Annotated in this window: 16 protein-coding genes; 5 read left to right on the top strand and 11 right to left on the bottom strand. The window is 66.9% G+C overall.

The features are described 5' to 3' along the window. The 4 genes from AC5RTT_RS06820 to AC5RTT_RS06805 all read right to left on the bottom strand — a co-directional run. On the bottom strand, window positions 1-233 hold a 233-nt coding region (locus AC5RTT_RS06820; protein ID WP_494144554.1), incomplete at its 3' end, for an SAM-dependent methyltransferase. Between the two features lie 129 nt (window positions 234-362). Continuing rightward, window positions 363-809: a hypothetical protein gene (locus AC5RTT_RS06815; protein WP_494144553.1), complete on the bottom strand. Its 447-nt coding sequence runs from the start codon at window positions 807-809 to the stop codon at window positions 363-365. Window positions 810-1245: 436 nt separating this feature from the next. Next, window positions 1246-2301: a 2,3-butanediol dehydrogenase gene (locus AC5RTT_RS06810; protein ID WP_494144552.1), complete on the bottom strand. Its 1056-nt coding sequence runs from the start codon at window positions 2299-2301 to the stop codon at window positions 1246-1248. A gap of 15 nt (window positions 2302-2316) precedes the next feature. Further along, window positions 2317-4116 (bottom strand): NAD(P)-binding domain-containing protein, encoded by a 1800-nt coding sequence (locus AC5RTT_RS06805; RefSeq protein WP_494052426.1) that lies wholly within the window; start codon window positions 4114-4116, stop codon window positions 2317-2319. Window positions 4117-4287: 171 nt separating this feature from the next. On the opposite strand from AC5RTT_RS06805, the gene AC5RTT_RS06800 reads away from it, so the two are divergent. The 5 genes from AC5RTT_RS06800 (at window position 4288) to AC5RTT_RS06780 (ending at window position 7789) form a co-directional block, all read left to right on the top strand. After that, the gene (locus AC5RTT_RS06800; protein ID WP_494052427.1) at window positions 4288-5565 is read left to right on the top strand and encodes a GAF domain-containing protein; all 1278 of its coding nucleotides are present in this window, start codon (window positions 4288-4290) and stop codon (window positions 5563-5565) included. Between the two features lie 75 nt (window positions 5566-5640). Continuing rightward, window positions 5641-5907, top strand: coding sequence for a type II toxin-antitoxin system TacA family antitoxin (locus AC5RTT_RS06795; protein ID WP_494052428.1), 267 nt, complete (start codon window positions 5641-5643; stop codon window positions 5905-5907). After that, the gene (locus AC5RTT_RS06790) at window positions 5904-6440 is read left to right on the top strand and encodes a GNAT family N-acetyltransferase (RefSeq protein WP_494052429.1); all 537 of its coding nucleotides are present in this window, start codon (window positions 5904-5906) and stop codon (window positions 6438-6440) included. Before AC5RTT_RS06795 ends, AC5RTT_RS06790 begins: the two co-directional genes overlap by 4 nt. 220 nt (window positions 6441-6660) lie before the next feature. Then, window positions 6661-7485, top strand: coding sequence for an alpha/beta hydrolase (locus AC5RTT_RS06785; RefSeq protein ID WP_494052430.1), 825 nt, complete (start codon window positions 6661-6663; stop codon window positions 7483-7485). After that, window positions 7403-7789 (top strand): HNH endonuclease, encoded by a 387-nt coding sequence (locus AC5RTT_RS06780; protein ID WP_494144551.1) that lies wholly within the window; start codon window positions 7403-7405, stop codon window positions 7787-7789. Before AC5RTT_RS06785 ends, AC5RTT_RS06780 begins: the two co-directional genes overlap by 83 nt. Before the next feature lie 65 nt (window positions 7790-7854). Here AC5RTT_RS06780 and AC5RTT_RS06775 read toward each other — a convergent pair whose 3' ends face one another. The 7 genes from AC5RTT_RS06775 to AC5RTT_RS06745 form a co-directional block, all read right to left on the bottom strand. Beyond that, entirely contained in the window at window positions 7855-8058 is a 204-nt protein-coding gene (locus AC5RTT_RS06775) for an antitoxin MazE-like protein (RefSeq protein ID WP_494052432.1), read from the bottom strand. 149 nt (window positions 8059-8207) lie between these two features. Further along, window positions 8208-8888 (bottom strand): SDR family NAD(P)-dependent oxidoreductase, encoded by a 681-nt coding sequence (locus tag AC5RTT_RS06770; RefSeq protein WP_494052516.1) that lies wholly within the window; start codon window positions 8886-8888, stop codon window positions 8208-8210. A gap of 13 nt (window positions 8889-8901) precedes the next feature. Next, on the bottom strand, window positions 8902-10164 hold the full coding sequence (locus AC5RTT_RS06765) for a sialidase family protein (RefSeq protein ID WP_494144550.1): 1263 nt from the start codon (window positions 10162-10164) through the stop codon (window positions 8902-8904). Window positions 10165-10166: 2 nt separating this feature from the next. Beyond that, window positions 10167-10946, bottom strand: a complete 780-nt coding sequence (locus AC5RTT_RS06760; RefSeq protein WP_494144549.1) for an HpcH/HpaI aldolase family protein — start codon at window positions 10944-10946, stop codon at window positions 10167-10169. 50 nt (window positions 10947-10996) lie between these two features. Next, window positions 10997-11986, bottom strand: a complete 990-nt coding sequence (locus AC5RTT_RS06755) for an aldo/keto reductase (RefSeq protein ID WP_494144548.1) — start codon at window positions 11984-11986, stop codon at window positions 10997-10999. A 64-nt stretch (window positions 11987-12050) separates the two neighbouring features. Then, the gene (locus AC5RTT_RS06750; RefSeq protein WP_494144547.1) at window positions 12051-12884 is read right to left on the bottom strand and encodes an ATP-binding cassette domain-containing protein; all 834 of its coding nucleotides are present in this window, start codon (window positions 12882-12884) and stop codon (window positions 12051-12053) included. Beyond that, window positions 12881-13801 carry an ABC transporter ATP-binding protein gene (locus AC5RTT_RS06745; RefSeq protein ID WP_494144546.1) on the bottom strand — a complete coding sequence of 307 codons (921 nt, stop codon included), beginning with the start codon at window positions 13799-13801 and terminating at the stop codon, window positions 12881-12883. Before AC5RTT_RS06745 ends, AC5RTT_RS06750 begins: the two co-directional genes overlap by 4 nt. Window position 13802: the final 1 nt, after the last annotated feature.

Genomic DNA, 13802 nt, shown 5'->3' with positions numbered 1-13802 from the left:
GCGGTGGCGCCGTAGCCGCAGCCAATGTCCACGCACGCCTGGCCGGGCACCAGGCGCAGCCGGTCGCCGACGGTGTCGGCCAGCGCCTCGACGGCCTCGACCGGCGTCTCGCGACCCGTTGCCCACAGCCCGTGATGGACGTGGTCCCCCCACACCCGGCGGTACACGGGATCGAGCGCGTCGTAGTGATCCGCCACCGCCACGGCGTCTTGGGAGATATCGGGGACAATCACGCCCTGACCCTACAACGGAGGGTTCCCCGTCACCAGGTTATAGTCCTCAGGTCGAGGCGTTTTTTCGAACAGTCCCCACCAAGGTCTGGGACGAATATGCAGGTCCAAAACCTGGCAATCATGCGTCAGTCAGCTGGGAACGCACCCGAATTGGACGTTGTAGACTCGCACCCCGCCACCGGCAAAAAGAGAATAATATTCGAAGGTACAGATTTTATCAGCGTAAGTCTCGGTTGTTTCTACGCGGTCCCGGTATACCTGAGTCTCTCCCTTCTTAAATAGACGGTAATCATGGACTGAATTGTCGCGGGTATACCAAAGTTCACCATTGAAGTAGACCGTGTAGTCGTACTTACCATTGTTCTGAAAGATCACATTGCCACTTGGCGAAGTGATGAACTTGTATTCGCCTTGGTAATCAAAGCACACCCGATAGGCACTGAATTCATGGCACGAAGTATCCTTGTACGCTGCGGCCACACTGCCACCTGCGGCCAATGCTTGCCCTGCTCCCAGCCCCAAGACCGCGCACGCTGATAGTGCCGCCCAAGACAATTTCGATAGTTTGTTCTTCATGGCTTCCTCCGCAGTGAGGGTATGGCGTTCGCCGAAGCCGGACGGCTTCCTGTTTGCCTATACACCGGGGGCATAGTTAGCCACGTGGACGATAGGCGGTACGGGCAAGGTTGCCCTGGATGCGGTAGAGGCCTAGTTCCGCTACGCAATATCACGAAAGCACAGCAGCCAACTATCTACGCCAACCCACCATCGCGTTGCTAATTTGCTGACCATCTACCGGCGGGTTAGTCCGCCGCTGAGGGTGTATTGATTATAGCGTCGAGTGACATTAGGGCGCCGGGACTTCGCCCCCCGAATAAGTTGGGGGAAGGAGTCGGTCCAAGCGGATAGAAAACTATCACTTCAGAGTCGCGGGCTTTCATCTGGTCGAGCCCCCTACAGCGGGTGTGGTGGGGTTCCGGTCACCGCGCACCACGCCCGCCGTCGTCGCGCCTTACGGGTGCACCAGCACCTTCACCGCGGTGTCCATGTGGTTGATGAGGGTGTCGAAGCCCTGCTCCACCAGGTCCTCCAGCGCGATCCGGCCGGTGATGAAAGGCTTGAGGTCCACCTTGCCCTCCTGCACCATCCTGATCACGGCGGGGTGGTCGCGGACGTAGGCGATGGTGCCGCGCAGGTCGATCTCCTTCAGCACCAGCTTCTGCATGTCCACGGTGGCCGGCGCACCCCAGATGGCCACGTTCACCACCACTCCCCCGGGCCGGACGGCGTCGAGCATGGTGTCCAGTACGGCGTTCACGCCGGCGCACTCGAACGCGACGTCGGCCCCGCGCCCGCCGGTCAGCTCCAGCACCCGTGCGGGGACGTCCTCCCGGCTGGGGTCCAGCACATGGTCCGCCACGCCGCTGGACGTGGCCTTCTCCTTGCGGGCCTGGGACAGTTCGCTGACGATCGTGGTCACGCCCAGGCCCTTGAGCACCGCGGCGGTCAACAGCCCGATCGGCCCCGAGCCGCCCACCAAGGCAACATCGCCCGCCTTCACGGCGCTGCGCTCCACCGCATGGTGCGCCACGGACAGCGGCTCAATCAGTGCGGCCTCGTCGAGGGGAATGTCGCCGATGGGGTGCACCCACCGACTGTCCACCACGATCGTCTCGCTCAGGCCCCCGCCACCGCCGGAGAGCCCGATGAAGCCCATCTGCCGGCACAGGTGATAGCTGCCCGCCCGGCACATGTCGCAGGTCCCGTCCACGAAGTAGGGTTCGACGACGACGTTGTCCCCCACCGCGAGCCCCTCCACACCTTCGCCTATTTCGGAGATGGTCCCGGAGAATTCGTGCCCCAAGGTGATGGGCGCGTCCTCGTGGGACAGCGGGTGCGGCTGCCCCGGGGCGGGGACAAAGATAGGGCCCTCCAAATACTCGTGCAGGTCACTGCCGCAGATCCCGCACCACGCGACGTCGATCTTCACCGCCCCGGCGCGGAGTTCCGGTTCCGGGATGTCCTCGATCCGGACGTCCTCGCGGCCGTGGAATCGGGCTGCCTTCATGATGGGCTCCTTCTTTCAGCGGGTGTGGTGGCTGGGCTGGAGTTCGTACACCGGCGTCTCCAGACCTTCCATCCGGGCCTTGAGCTGCAGCGCCAGGTAGGAGGAGTAGTGCCGGCTCTGGTGCAGGTTGCCGCCGTGGATCCAGAGGTTGGGGACATTGGTTGGTTTCCACATATTGCGCAGCTCCCCCTCCCACGGACCAGGGTCTTTTGGCGTGTCCGAGCCGTAGCCCCAGCACTTGCCGACGCGGTCCGCGATTTCGGGCGAAACCAGGTCCGCCAGCCAGCCGTTCATGGAGCCGTACCCGGTGGCGTAGACGATCAGGTCGGCCTCCAGCTCGGTGCCGTCGTCCATCACCACGGCATTGCCGGTGATCTTGGAAACCTGGCCGGACTTCAGCTTCACCCGGCCGTCGATGATCAGCTGGGAGGCGCCGACGTCGATGTAGTAGCCGGAGCCGCGCCGCAGGTACTTGAGGAACAGGCCGGACCCGTCCACGCCGAAGTCCAGCTCGAACCCGGCGGCCTCCAGCTGCGAGTAGAACTCCGCGTCCCGCTTCGCCATCTCCTGATAGACGGGAACCTGCGCCTCGGGCAGGATGCGCATGGGCAGCGAGGCAAAGAGCAGGTCGGCCTTCTCCGTGGTCACCCCGGCAGCCAGCGCCTTCTCCGAGTACAGGTCCCCCAGCGCCAGGTCCATCAATGACTCGCTGCGGGCGATGTGCGTGGAGGAGCGCTGCACCATGGTGACGTCGGCGCCGTGCTCCCAGAGGTCCGCGCAGATATCGTGCGCGGAGTTGTTGGAGCCGATCACCACCGCCTTCTTCCCGGTCCAGTTCCCGCCGCCGGGGTGTTGTGAGGAGTGCCGCTGCTCCCCCAGGAAGGACTGCGCGCCGTCGAACGCCGGGATGTTCGGGTAGCCGGAGACGCCCAGCGCGAAGACGAGCTGCTTTGGCCGGAGGGTTACAGGCGACCCGTTCCGGAGGACGCTGACCGCCCATTCCTGCGCGCCGTCGTCGTACTCCGCGCCCACGCACTCGGTGCCGGACCAGTAGTTCAGCTCCATGATCCGGGTGTAGTGCTCCAGCCAGTCGCCGATCTTGTCCTTGGCGGCGAAGACGGGCCAGTCGTCCGGGAACTTCAGGTAGGGCAGGTGGTCGTACCAGACGGGGTCGTGCAGGTGCAGGGACTTGTAGCGGTTGCGCCAGGAGTCGCCCGGGTTCTGGTTTTTCTCGACCACGATGGTGGGCACGCCCAGCCGCCGCAGCCGCGCCGCGAGGCCGATGCCGCCCTGCCCGCCACCGATGATCACGCAGTAGGGCTGCTCCTCGTAGCCGAGCCGCGCCTCCTGCTCCTCCTTGAGTTCCTTCCAGGAGCGGCGGCCGCGGATGATTTCGTGTGCCACGCCCTGCTCGCGGCGCGGGCCCTTCTTCTCCTCGAAGCCCTTCAGCTCCTGCATGGTGGTCAGCAGCGTCCAGCATTTGCCGTTCCGGAGCCGGAGGTGGCCGTAGCCGCGGGCGGCGCCGGTCTCGAACGTGATCCAGGCTTCCACGGTCCCGTCGGCGGCGGCGCTGCCGGTGGCGTCCTCGGCGAGCGCCCAGTTGGCCGGCTGCACGTGGTCCAGCGTGGTCTGGAGCATCCGGCGGATCTCCGCCTTGCCCTCCAGCGTTTTCAGGTTCCAGGTGAACGCCACGAAGTCGCGCCAGTAGCTGTCGTCCTCGAAGAGGTCCAGCGCGGCGTCCACGTCGCGGCGCTGCAGTGCGCCGTCCAGGCTGGCCAGCCAGGCCTGCGCGGCGGCGGTGGGTGTTTCGGTCATCTCCACTCCTTTGTGTGCGGTTCCTCAGGTGGTGCGGGCGGCTCCGGTCCGCCGGGGTCCCTGCGGTATGCTGGGTCGGGCGTGAGCTGCATCACTATTGGAACGCGGCGGGGGTAACAAGCGCGTTACACGGGCACTGCCGGCAAGGACGCCGGCGGTGAGGAGGAGACGGTGGACTACGGCCTGAGGTTCTCGGAACCGGCGAAGTACGCGCGTGCCCTGCGCCGCGCGCACGAGCTGGTCATCTCCGGTGTCCCGCGCCCGGAGATCCCCGTGCCGCTGGCGGAGTCGTGGCGCCGGTCCATGGCGCTGGGCATCAGCCCGGACCAGCACAGCCCGCGGCACCTGCACGATCCGTCCGAGGTGCTGCAGCTGCGGCGGGAGCACCGGCTGCAGCGGGTGATGCCGGCGCTGCAGGACCTGCTGGCCGACGATTCGAGTTCCGGCCGGCACCTGCTGGTGCTCACCGACGCGACCGGCGAGATCCTGTGGCGGGTGGGCAGCCGGGAGGCGCTGCGCCGGGCGGACCGGCTGGAGTTCTCCGAAGGCGCGGACTGGTCCGAGGCGGGGATCGGCACCAACGCCATCAGCGAGGCGCTGGTCACCGGCGGGCCGGTGCAGCTGTTCTCCGCCGAGCACCTGGTCCGCACCCACCACGACTGGGCCTGCACGGCGGCGCCCATCACGGACCCTTTGACGGGCGCGTTGCTGGGTATCCTGGACGTCTCCGGGCCGCTGGACACGATCAGCGCGGACACCTTGCGGATGGTCCGGTGCGCGGTCCGGGTGGCGGAGTCACTGCTGGGAACGTCCGACGGCGGCGCCTTCTTGGGTGCGTCGTCTTCCGCGCGTGAGTCCCGGCAGGGTGTCAGCCCTGGTGTTGCGGTTTCGTCGCTGGAACTGCTGGGTGATAAACCAGCGGCGGTGTTTGCCGACGGGAGCAGGGTGCCGCTGACGCTGCGCCGGGCGGAGATCCTGGCGCTGCTGGACTCGCGGTCGCAGGGGTGGAGCGCCGAGGAGCTGGCGTACGAACTCCACGGCGATGCGGGAACACCCCAGGCCATCCGGACGGAAATGTTCCGGGTGCGGTCGATGCTGGGCGATGCAGTGGAGTCGAACCCCTACCGGCTTGCTGCTGCCCTGGCCGGGTGCTCGGATTCGGGGCGGGTGCTGCGGCTGCTGCGCGAGGGGCGCGTTGCCGAGGCGCTGGAGGCGTACACCGCTCCCTTGCTCAGCCGGTCCGGTGTTCTGGCAGTGCAGCTGCTTCGGGACCGGCTGGACCTTGCTATGGGATCGGCCGTGCGGACCAGCGGCGATGCCGAGCTGCTTATCAGATGGCTGTCCACGGACATGGGTGCTTCGGACTTCGAGGCCGTGGAGGCTCTGGGCAGGCTAGTTGGCCGGGGCGATGCACGCTACCTGTCGTTCCTGGCCGATTGCAGTAATTGAACTCGGGTCAGCGCGCCAAGCCGAGAAACTAGCAGCAACCGTACAAGTGCCGTACAGTTGTTGCTGGAGGTTTCTATGCCTAATACAAAATCACGCCGGCTTGAGTTGCGCACGGACGAGAGCACTGACGCTTTGATCACGGAGGCGGCCGAATTGCTCCACGTGACCAAATCCGCGTTCGTGGCCGACGCCGCACGGCAGGCTGCCCAGAAGGTTGTCTCGCGGGCGGACATGACGCTGATGGCCCCGGAGGTCTTCGACGTGATGATGGCTTCCCTCGATACCCCCGACGAGTCCGAGGGACTTGCGGCACTGGCCAAACTTCCCCGACTGATCGGGTGACTGGCGAATCGTCGCTCCGCATCGCCAGGCTCACCCCCGGGTATGATCTGGGGGCTTTTGACTGCGGCGAACCGGCCTACAACCAGTGGCTGACGGACCATGCCCTGCAGTCGGTCGAGGCCGGGGCGAGCATGGTCTACCTGTTTCTGGAGGAAGCGCCTGGCACTCAGGCGCACGTTATGGGGTACTTCGCAATCTGCCCCACCCTCGTAATTCGCGATGATATGCCGAAGCCACTCCAGCGGAAAGCGCTCCGCAGTGCACCAGGCTGGCTCTTGGCCAAGCTGGCCCTCGACCGCACCAAGCGCGGCGATCACTTAAACCAGTGGGGCTCGCAGTTGCTGCGGGCAGCCCTGGAGACGATCATCCGTGCCTCAGAGATAGGCGGTGGCCAGATCATTGTGGTCGATGCGGACAACGCCGGGCTGGTCGAATGGTACGGACGCCACGGCTTTGCTGCCACCGGTAGGAGCAATCTGCGGATGTACATGAAGGTGGCAACGGCCAGGAAGTACCTGGGGCCTGCCGAGTAGCGTCCGTCGGACAAGTTCTCCGGCCAGACCGGCCCAGCACGCGGGTAGCCACAAGATAGTCGGACGGCCTGGGGCGTGCTGCCAATGCCCGATCTGCACAGCCCAGCGCTTGATCCCCGGAAGCGTCGGCGCTGATAAGCAGAGGGATCGTGACGTGTGCGGGCGCGAACCGCTCTGCGATCATAAGACGGTGGCGCAAAAGTTAGCGGTGCGATGGATCATGCCGCTCGCGACCGTGTTCATCGTCGTCGGGCTCCTGATTGGCATGGCATGGTTCTTCCAACGCACACTCGTTTATTTTCCCGATCGCCGCCAGCCACGCCCGGCCGCCGAGCTGTTACCCGGAGCCAAGGAAGTCGCGCTCACGACGAGTGACGGCCTTGAGCTCGGCGCGTGGTACTTGCCAGCCTCAGCCGGCTGCCGCGCGACCGTGCTCGTCGCACCGGGCAACGGCGGCAACCGGGCTTATCGGGCAGGGCTGGGACGAGCGATCAGCGAACTCGGGTTCGGCGTGCTGCTCTTCGACTATCGCGGTTACGCGGCGAATCCCGGGTACCCGTCCGAGGAAGGTCTCGCGCGCGATGTCCGCGCCGCTCGCGAGTTCCTGACAGGTGCGGCAGCAGTACCGGCGGGCGCGCTCGTCTATTTCGGGGAGAGCATTGGCGCCGGGGTGGTCACGGAGCTCGCCACCGAGCACCCTCCGGCCGCGATGCTGCTGCGCTCACCTTTTACCTCGCTCGCCGACGTCGGCCGGGCAGCCTACGGTGTGCCGGTGGGCTGGATGCTTCGCGATCACTACCCGGTACGCGAGAACGTAGTGCGAGCGGGCATCCCCACGGCCGTGGTCTACGGGAGCGCGGACACCATCGTGCCCGCACAGCAGAGCCGGGACGTGGCTCAGGCGGCCCGGGACGCTGGAAACGACGTCATCGAGGTGGAGGTAGCGGCGGCGAACCACAACGATGCAGCACTGGCGATGGGTCCCGAACTCGTCGGTGCCCTCATCGATGTGGCTCGCCGCGGCGGGGCGACCGGGTGCCCGTGATGGCTCAGGACGCCGAGTACAGCGCCGCGCAGGGATGGCGCGGGCCGGCGGCGTATGTGAGATGGAGACGGGTTTTGGCCGCCGGTGCTCCCGTGCGGCCGAGCACGCCGACCACTTCTATCCCTGGTCCAAGGGCGGATCCACCAGCCTTCAAAATTTCGTTGCCGCCTGCAGCCGGTGCAACCGAGCCAAAGGCGCACGGATCCCTGCTCCCGGGCAACAAATGCGGTTGGAGCGGCGAGGCCTCACCTACGTCCCGCTTGACGGTGCCGTGGCCGTCGGTGAGAGGCAGCCGCTTCCGTAGCCCGCCGACATCGTCTTGGCATCAACTTGTCCTGTCCGCTGCCCAAGGTTGGCGCGGCGGACGGTTCACTCCGGCCAGTCTTCCGAAATCTCCTCGATGAAGTCCTGGTCGTCCCGCGCACGGTCCGCGGCAGCAACAGCCAGTGCCTGCCGCGGCGCTTCACGCTTGAACTCCTCAGTACGAGTGTCCGGCACCCACATCTGAATCTGCCGGAGGCCACGCTCCCGCATAGCAATCCGGCGCCGTGCAGCGCGATCCCTGACACTCATGATCCATCGTTACATGTAACGGCTTGGCCGGCACTTGGGAAGTGCGAGAGCGTCGCCGAAAAACCTGCAGGAGGTGATAGGGCGTCTCCGGAAAAGCGGCGTTAGGCGGGGGTTTGGGGAAAAGGGGCAGGAAGTGATGAGGCGTCGGATTAGAGGGAAGCGCCTCCGCAGATGACGTAGTTTTGGCCGGTGATGGACTTGCCGTGCGGGCCCAGCAGGAACGCGGCCAGGGCGGCTACGTCCTCCGGCTCCACCAGGGCTCCCAGCGCCGGCATCTTGACCGGGGTTGCGGCGCGGCCGGGGTCCTTCAGCATCGGGGTGTCGGTGGGGCCCGGCGACAGCACGTTGACGGTGATCCCGCGCGGCGCGAGCTCCTGCGCCCAGGTCCGGCCGAGTCCCATGAGCGCGGCCTTCGTCGCGGCGTAGTGGCTTTTGCCCGGCATCCCCGTGGAGGTGCGGCTGCCCAGCAGAACGATCCGGCCGCCGTCGGGCATGGACGGCACTAGGGCGTTGGCCAGCACGGATGCGGCCGCCACATGGACCGCGAACATCCCCGCCAGTGCGGACGGGTCAAGAGAACCCAGGTGGGCGGTCCGCTGGAACCCGGCTGCGTGCACCAGTGCATCGGCAGGCCGCAGCCCCGCAACAGCGTCCACCAGGGACTCGGGCTCGGACAGGTCCGCCCGCAGCCACTCGAACTTTCCGTCCAGCGATGTCGGGGTCCGGCTCAATCCCGTCACGGCCCACCCGTCCGCCAGCAGGCGGCGGGTTATGGCAAGGCCGATGCCCGAACTGCAGCCCGTGACCACCGCATGCTGCTCAGCCGGCATCGACTCAGCCGGCTCAGTCATTGATCGAACCGTCCTCGAGGCCGCCCGGCGTTTCAGTGCCCTCGTACGCCCACTGCGGGTCCACCCGCACGAACTTGATGGCCTGCCGAAAGTACGTGTACGCGATGTTCAATGCACCGTCCGGGCCTTGGTGGATGGACGGGTAGGAGTACTCGCGGTTGAGTCCGTCGCGGGAGTTGTTGGACAGGCAGTACCCGTCCCCCACGTCGAGGTTCCGGCGGATGGGCCAGGACCGGCCGGAGTCCTCGGAGATGGCCAGCGTCATCGGCGAGCGCGGTGTCCCCCAGAAGGCGCGCCGCTCGCCGTCGGAAGCAGAGACAGCTCCAGGCACCGGCTCAGCGACCTGCCCCTGCTCCTCGGCCAGGCCGTCGTCGTCAATCTCGTCGTAGAGGGACAGCCGACGCTCCGTGTCCTCCCCCGCCCGGCTGTGGTTGTACACCAGCGCCAGACGGCCGTCGGCGAGCGTGGTGAACTGGATGGACGAGTTGTTGTTCGGCAGCTCGGTGGGAACCGGCTCGCTCCAGGTGGAACCGCTGTCCGTGGAGCGGGACTCGTAGATCGAGTCCGCCCAGCGGCTGCGGAACAGGGCCAGCAGCGAGCCGTCCGCCACGGGCTGGATGTTCATGTGGACGCAGCCCAGGCTGCCCGGCAGGACGTGCTCGGTCCAGGTGGCACCGGCGTCGTCCGAAATCATCACGGCGCTGTCGTCGCTGTTGCCCACCCATTTCTCCCCCGGCGTGGTGATGCAGCGGAAGATCGGCACGATCAGCCGGCCGGACGGCAGCACCACCGGCAGCTGGCGGACAAACACGCCGCCGGTTTCGTTCGCGGGGAACAGCGCCTCCACCTCACCCCACGTGCGGCCGCTGTCCGTGGAAATACGACGGCGGACCTCGGCGGTGTCCTGGTTGCCCGCCTTCTGCGCGGTGTACAGCAGCCACAACGCACCATCGGGGGCGGTGAACAGGATGGGGTTCTGCTCCGAGCGGGTGGAGTCGTTCGAGAGCTGTTCCGGTTCGGACCACTGGCTGCTGCCGGGCTCCAGCGCCGAGAACCAGATGGAGATGTCCGGCACGCCCTCCTGGGTGCCGCCGAACCAGACGCAGCCCAGCCGGCCGTCCGGCAGGGTGAGGAGGTTGGCGGCGTGGCTCTGCACGGTAGGGGCGGGCAGGTAGGCGAAGTCCGCGCCGTCGGCCCGCTTCACGGCCCCGTCCGGGGTGATGGTGCTGTACGCGTCGGTGGTGGTGTTTGTCATGGTTACTGGTCCTTGGAAGTAGCGGCGTCGAGGTGGGACTTGGCGATCTGTTCCAGGTGCGTCAGGTCCGAGGCGATGGTGGTGAAGGTGTAGCCCTGCTTCAGTCGCTGGTTGGCCACAGTGCCGGCAGGGGTGTGGATGCCAGCGGCGATGCCCGCGGAGGCTGCGGCCTCGGCGATGGTCTCCAGGGCGGCGTTGAATTCGGCGTCGACGGCGGGGTCCCCGGGGAAGGCACCGCCCACGGCGATGGCAAGGTCCGACGGGCCCACGTAGATGCCGTCCAGGCCAGGGGTGGCACAGATTTCCTTGACGTTGGCCAGCCCCTCCGGCGTCTCGATCATGGCGAAGACCAGGGTGGTGGCATTGGCGTCGGCAGGCTTGGGCCCGATCCGGAGGGCCGAGCGCATGGGGCCGTAGGAGCGGCCGCCCAGCGGCGGGTACTTGGCGGCGGCCACAACGGCGGCTGCGTCTGCGGCGTTGTTGATGAGCGGGACGATGACGCCCACGGCGCCGGCGTCGAGGGCCTTGCCGATTGCGGTGAAGTCGTTGGCCTCCACCCGGACCATGCCGACGGCGGTGTGCCCGGCGTCGATGGCCATCAGCCCGTTCAGGACTCCCGAGTAGCCGAGCAGGCCGTGCTGGGCGTCCAGGGCCACGTAGTCGTAACCGAGCCGGCCGATGCGTTCGGTGGCCACGGGCGCGTCCAGCACCGCCCAGTAGCCCACGGCCTGTTCACGGGCGCGGATCTTTCGGGCGAATTCAAGGGCCAGTTCGGAGGTCATGAGAGTCCTTCAGTCAGTTCGGTTCAGCAGGGAAGTCGGTTCAGGGAGGTTCAGCGGTTGTAGGCGGGCATCGGTCCGCGGAGCGAGGTGCCCACGGCGTCGCAGGCTTCCACGACGTCGGCCGGCAGCGGCCCGTTGGCCACGGCGGCGATGTTGGCGCGGAGCTGTTCCACCTTGGATCCGCCCAGGAGCATGGAGCCCACACCGTCGCGGTAGGCAAGCCAGCGGAGGGACAACTCGGCGAGGGAAACCCCGGCATCGGAGGCGATCCGGGAGAGCTCCCCGATGGCGTCGAACAACTGCTTGTCCCAGTACCGCTGCGTGTACATGGCCGCCAGCTTGGAATCGCCGTAGCGGCCCTCGGTGGGCTTGGCGTCAAAGCTGTGCTTGCCGGTGAGCAACCCTCCGCCCAGCGGGTTGTAGACCATGGTGTGCACGTTGTGGGTGGACGCGAACTCGAGGTACTCCTCCTCCAGCCGGCGGGCCACCAGGTTGTACAGCTGCTGCGCGACGACGGGCCGCGGCGCCCCGACTTCGCGCGCCGTATGGATGACGTCCGCGATCTGCCAGGCGGCGAAGTTGGACACACCCAGCGCCCCGATCTTCCCCTCGGCAACCAGCTCGGCCACGGTGGACAGCGTCTCAGAGAGGGGCGTGGCCCGGTCCGGCTGGTGCAGGTAGAACAGGTCGATGCTGTCCGTGCCCAGCCGGCGCAGGCTCCCTTCCACGCTGGCACGCAGCCCGGCGGGCGAGAGCGGCGAATTGGGCCCGTGGTCCGCGTGGGGCATGCCGGCCTTGGAAGCCAGGATGACGCCGTCGCGCTTTCCCTTCAAAAGCCGCGCCAGCATCTCCTCGGTCACGCCGCCCACGTAGGCGTTGGCGGTGTCAATGGTGGTGATGCCGGCGGCTAGCGCTTCCTCCACCATCCGCCCGGCGGTGGCCTCGTCAACGGTGTCGCCGAACGTCATGGTTCCCAGGACCAGCCGGGAGATGGGGAGTTTCAGGCCGTCCACCTGGGCGCCTTCGGGCTGCTTGCTCATGCGTTGATTCCTCGTGGTTGCGTTCTTCAGTGAGTCAGGAAAAGGGTCAGTTGGACTGGTTGGGCTAGTTCGATTGATTAGCCAGTGCCAGGGAGCGGACCAGGTGCCGCGGCTTGAGGCCCGTCATGGTGGAGGGGTCCAGGGCCGCGCGGCGGAGTTTACGGGTGTAGTCCTCCTTGGGTGCGGTCAGGACGGACGCGGTGGAACCGTGCTCAACCAGCTTGCCCTTCTGCATCACCATGACGCTATCGCTGATCTCCTGCACCACGCCAAGGTTGTGCGAGATGAACACGTAGGTGATGCCGGTTTCGTCCTGAATGGACTTCAGCAGCCGCAGCACCTGCGCCTGGACCGAAACATCCAGGGCGCTGGTGGCCTCGTCGCAGACCAGCAGTTCGGGCTTGGACGCGAGCGCCCGGGCGATCCCGATGCGCTGGCGCTGGCCGCCGGAGAACTCAGACGGGTGCTTGTCGAGGGACCGGACGGGCAGGCCCACCTGGTCGATCAGCTTCGCCGCCGCCTTGTGCCGCTCCGCCTTGAACCGGACGCCCTGCAACTTCAGCGGCTCGGCCACGATCTCCTGCGCGGTCATGTGCGGGTCCAGCGAGCCGTACGGGTCCTGGAACACCATCTGGAACCTGGACCGCATGGGCCGCAGCTTCGCCTCGCTCATGGAAGCAATGTCCGTGCCGTCCAGGTCGATCCGCCCGCTGGTGGGGGTCACCAGCCGCATCAGCGCCTTGGCGATGGTGGACTTGCCGCAGCCGGATTCACCCACCACGGCGATCGTCTTGCCTTTGTCCACGGAGAAGGAAACGTCGTCGACGGCCCGGAAGGTGCCGCCGGGCACGTGGTAGTCCACCACGAGATTTTCGACGGCGAGGAACGGCTTCGTCATGGCTTTGCTCCGGTCTGGGTGAGGGCTGGGTCAGAGGTGGCTGAAGAGCCGGCGGCGTGCGCGCCGCGGGAAGCGGGAGCGGCGGGAGTCTCGTCCCACGGCCCCAGCACGGGTACGGCGGCCAACAGGTCACGGGTGTACTGGGTGGCGGGGTGGTCCACGATCTGCTGGACCTCGCCGGACTCCACGAAGCTGCCGTCCTTCATCACGTGGATGCGGTCCGAGATCAGCCGGGCTACGCCGAGATCGTGCGTGATCATCAGGATCCCGATGCCGCGCTGCTCCTGCAGTTCCAGGAGCAGGTCCAGGATGCCGCCCTGCACCGTGACGTCCAGGGCCGACGTCGGCTCGTCCGCCACCAGCAGCTGCGGCTCGCTGGCCAGGGCGATGGCGATCAGCACGCGCTGCAGCATGCCGCCGGAGAGCTGGTGCGGGTACTTCTTCAGCTGCTTCTCAGGCGTCGGGATGTGGACCTGTTCGAGGAGCCGGACGGCCCGGGCCTGCAGCGCGCCCTTGTCCTTGGCGGAGGCGGCTCCGGCGATCCGGATGGCCTCGAACAGCTGGCTGCCGATCGAGTGCACCGGGCTGAGCGCCGTCATGGGGTCCTGCGGGATCAGGGCCAGGGTCTTGCCGCGCACCTTGTCGATGGCCTTGGGATCGGCGGTGACGTCGACGCCGTCAATCAGCACGGTGCCGGACAGTACCGCCAGGTCCTCGGGCAGCAGGCGGAGGATGCCCATCGCCGTCGTCGATTTTCCGGAGCCGGACTCGCCGATGATGGTGACCGTCTCGCCCCGGCGGATGCTGAAGCTGACGGAGTCCACGGCGCGGATGATGCCGGCGTCGGTGATCAGTTCCACCTGGAAGTCGCGGACCTCCAGCAGCGGCTGTTCCTCAAAACTGGGTTGTGCGGTCATG

Source organism: Arthrobacter sp. Y3221157 (genome assembly GCF_059089865.1).
The sequence above is the reverse complement of the archived record's forward strand: the minus strand, read 5'-3'. Positions and strand labels throughout refer to the sequence as shown.

Bases quoted from the DNA above. Each gene is read 5' to 3' on its own strand.
- AC5RTT_RS06755 (WP_494144548.1), bottom strand. From the start codon at position 11,986: ATGAGCAAGCAGCCCGAAGGCGCCCAGGTGGACGGCCTGAAACTCCCC.
- AC5RTT_RS06785 (WP_494052430.1), top strand. From the start codon at position 6,661: ATGCCGCTCGCGACCGTGTTCATCGTCGTCGGGCTCCTGATTGGCATG.
- AC5RTT_RS06815 (WP_494144553.1), bottom strand. From the start codon at position 809: ATGAAGAACAAACTATCGAAATTGTCTTGGGCGGCACTATCAGCGTGC.
- AC5RTT_RS06770 (WP_494052516.1), bottom strand. From the start codon at position 8,888: ATGCCGGCTGAGCAGCATGCGGTGGTCACGGGCTGCAGTTCGGGCATC.
- AC5RTT_RS06745 (WP_494144546.1), bottom strand. From the start codon at position 13,801: ATGACCGCACAACCCAGTTTTGAGGAACAGCCGCTGCTGGAGGTCCGC.
- AC5RTT_RS06780 (WP_494144551.1), top strand. From the start codon at position 7,403: ATGCAGCACTGGCGATGGGTCCCGAACTCGTCGGTGCCCTCATCGATG.
- AC5RTT_RS06810 (WP_494144552.1), bottom strand. From the start codon at position 2,301: ATGAAGGCAGCCCGATTCCACGGCCGCGAGGACGTCCGGATCGAGGAC.
- AC5RTT_RS06765 (WP_494144550.1), bottom strand. From the start codon at position 10,164: ATGACAAACACCACCACCGACGCGTACAGCACCATCACCCCGGACGGG.
- AC5RTT_RS06795 (WP_494052428.1), top strand. From the start codon at position 5,641: ATGCCTAATACAAAATCACGCCGGCTTGAGTTGCGCACGGACGAGAGC.
- AC5RTT_RS06750 (WP_494144547.1), bottom strand. From the start codon at position 12,884: ATGACGAAGCCGTTCCTCGCCGTCGAAAATCTCGTGGTGGACTACCAC.
- AC5RTT_RS06775 (WP_494052432.1), bottom strand. From the start codon at position 8,058: ATGAGTGTCAGGGATCGCGCTGCACGGCGCCGGATTGCTATGCGGGAG.
- AC5RTT_RS06805 (WP_494052426.1), bottom strand. From the start codon at position 4,116: ATGACCGAAACACCCACCGCCGCCGCGCAGGCCTGGCTGGCCAGCCTG.
- AC5RTT_RS06760 (WP_494144549.1), bottom strand. From the start codon at position 10,946: ATGACCTCCGAACTGGCCCTTGAATTCGCCCGAAAGATCCGCGCCCGT.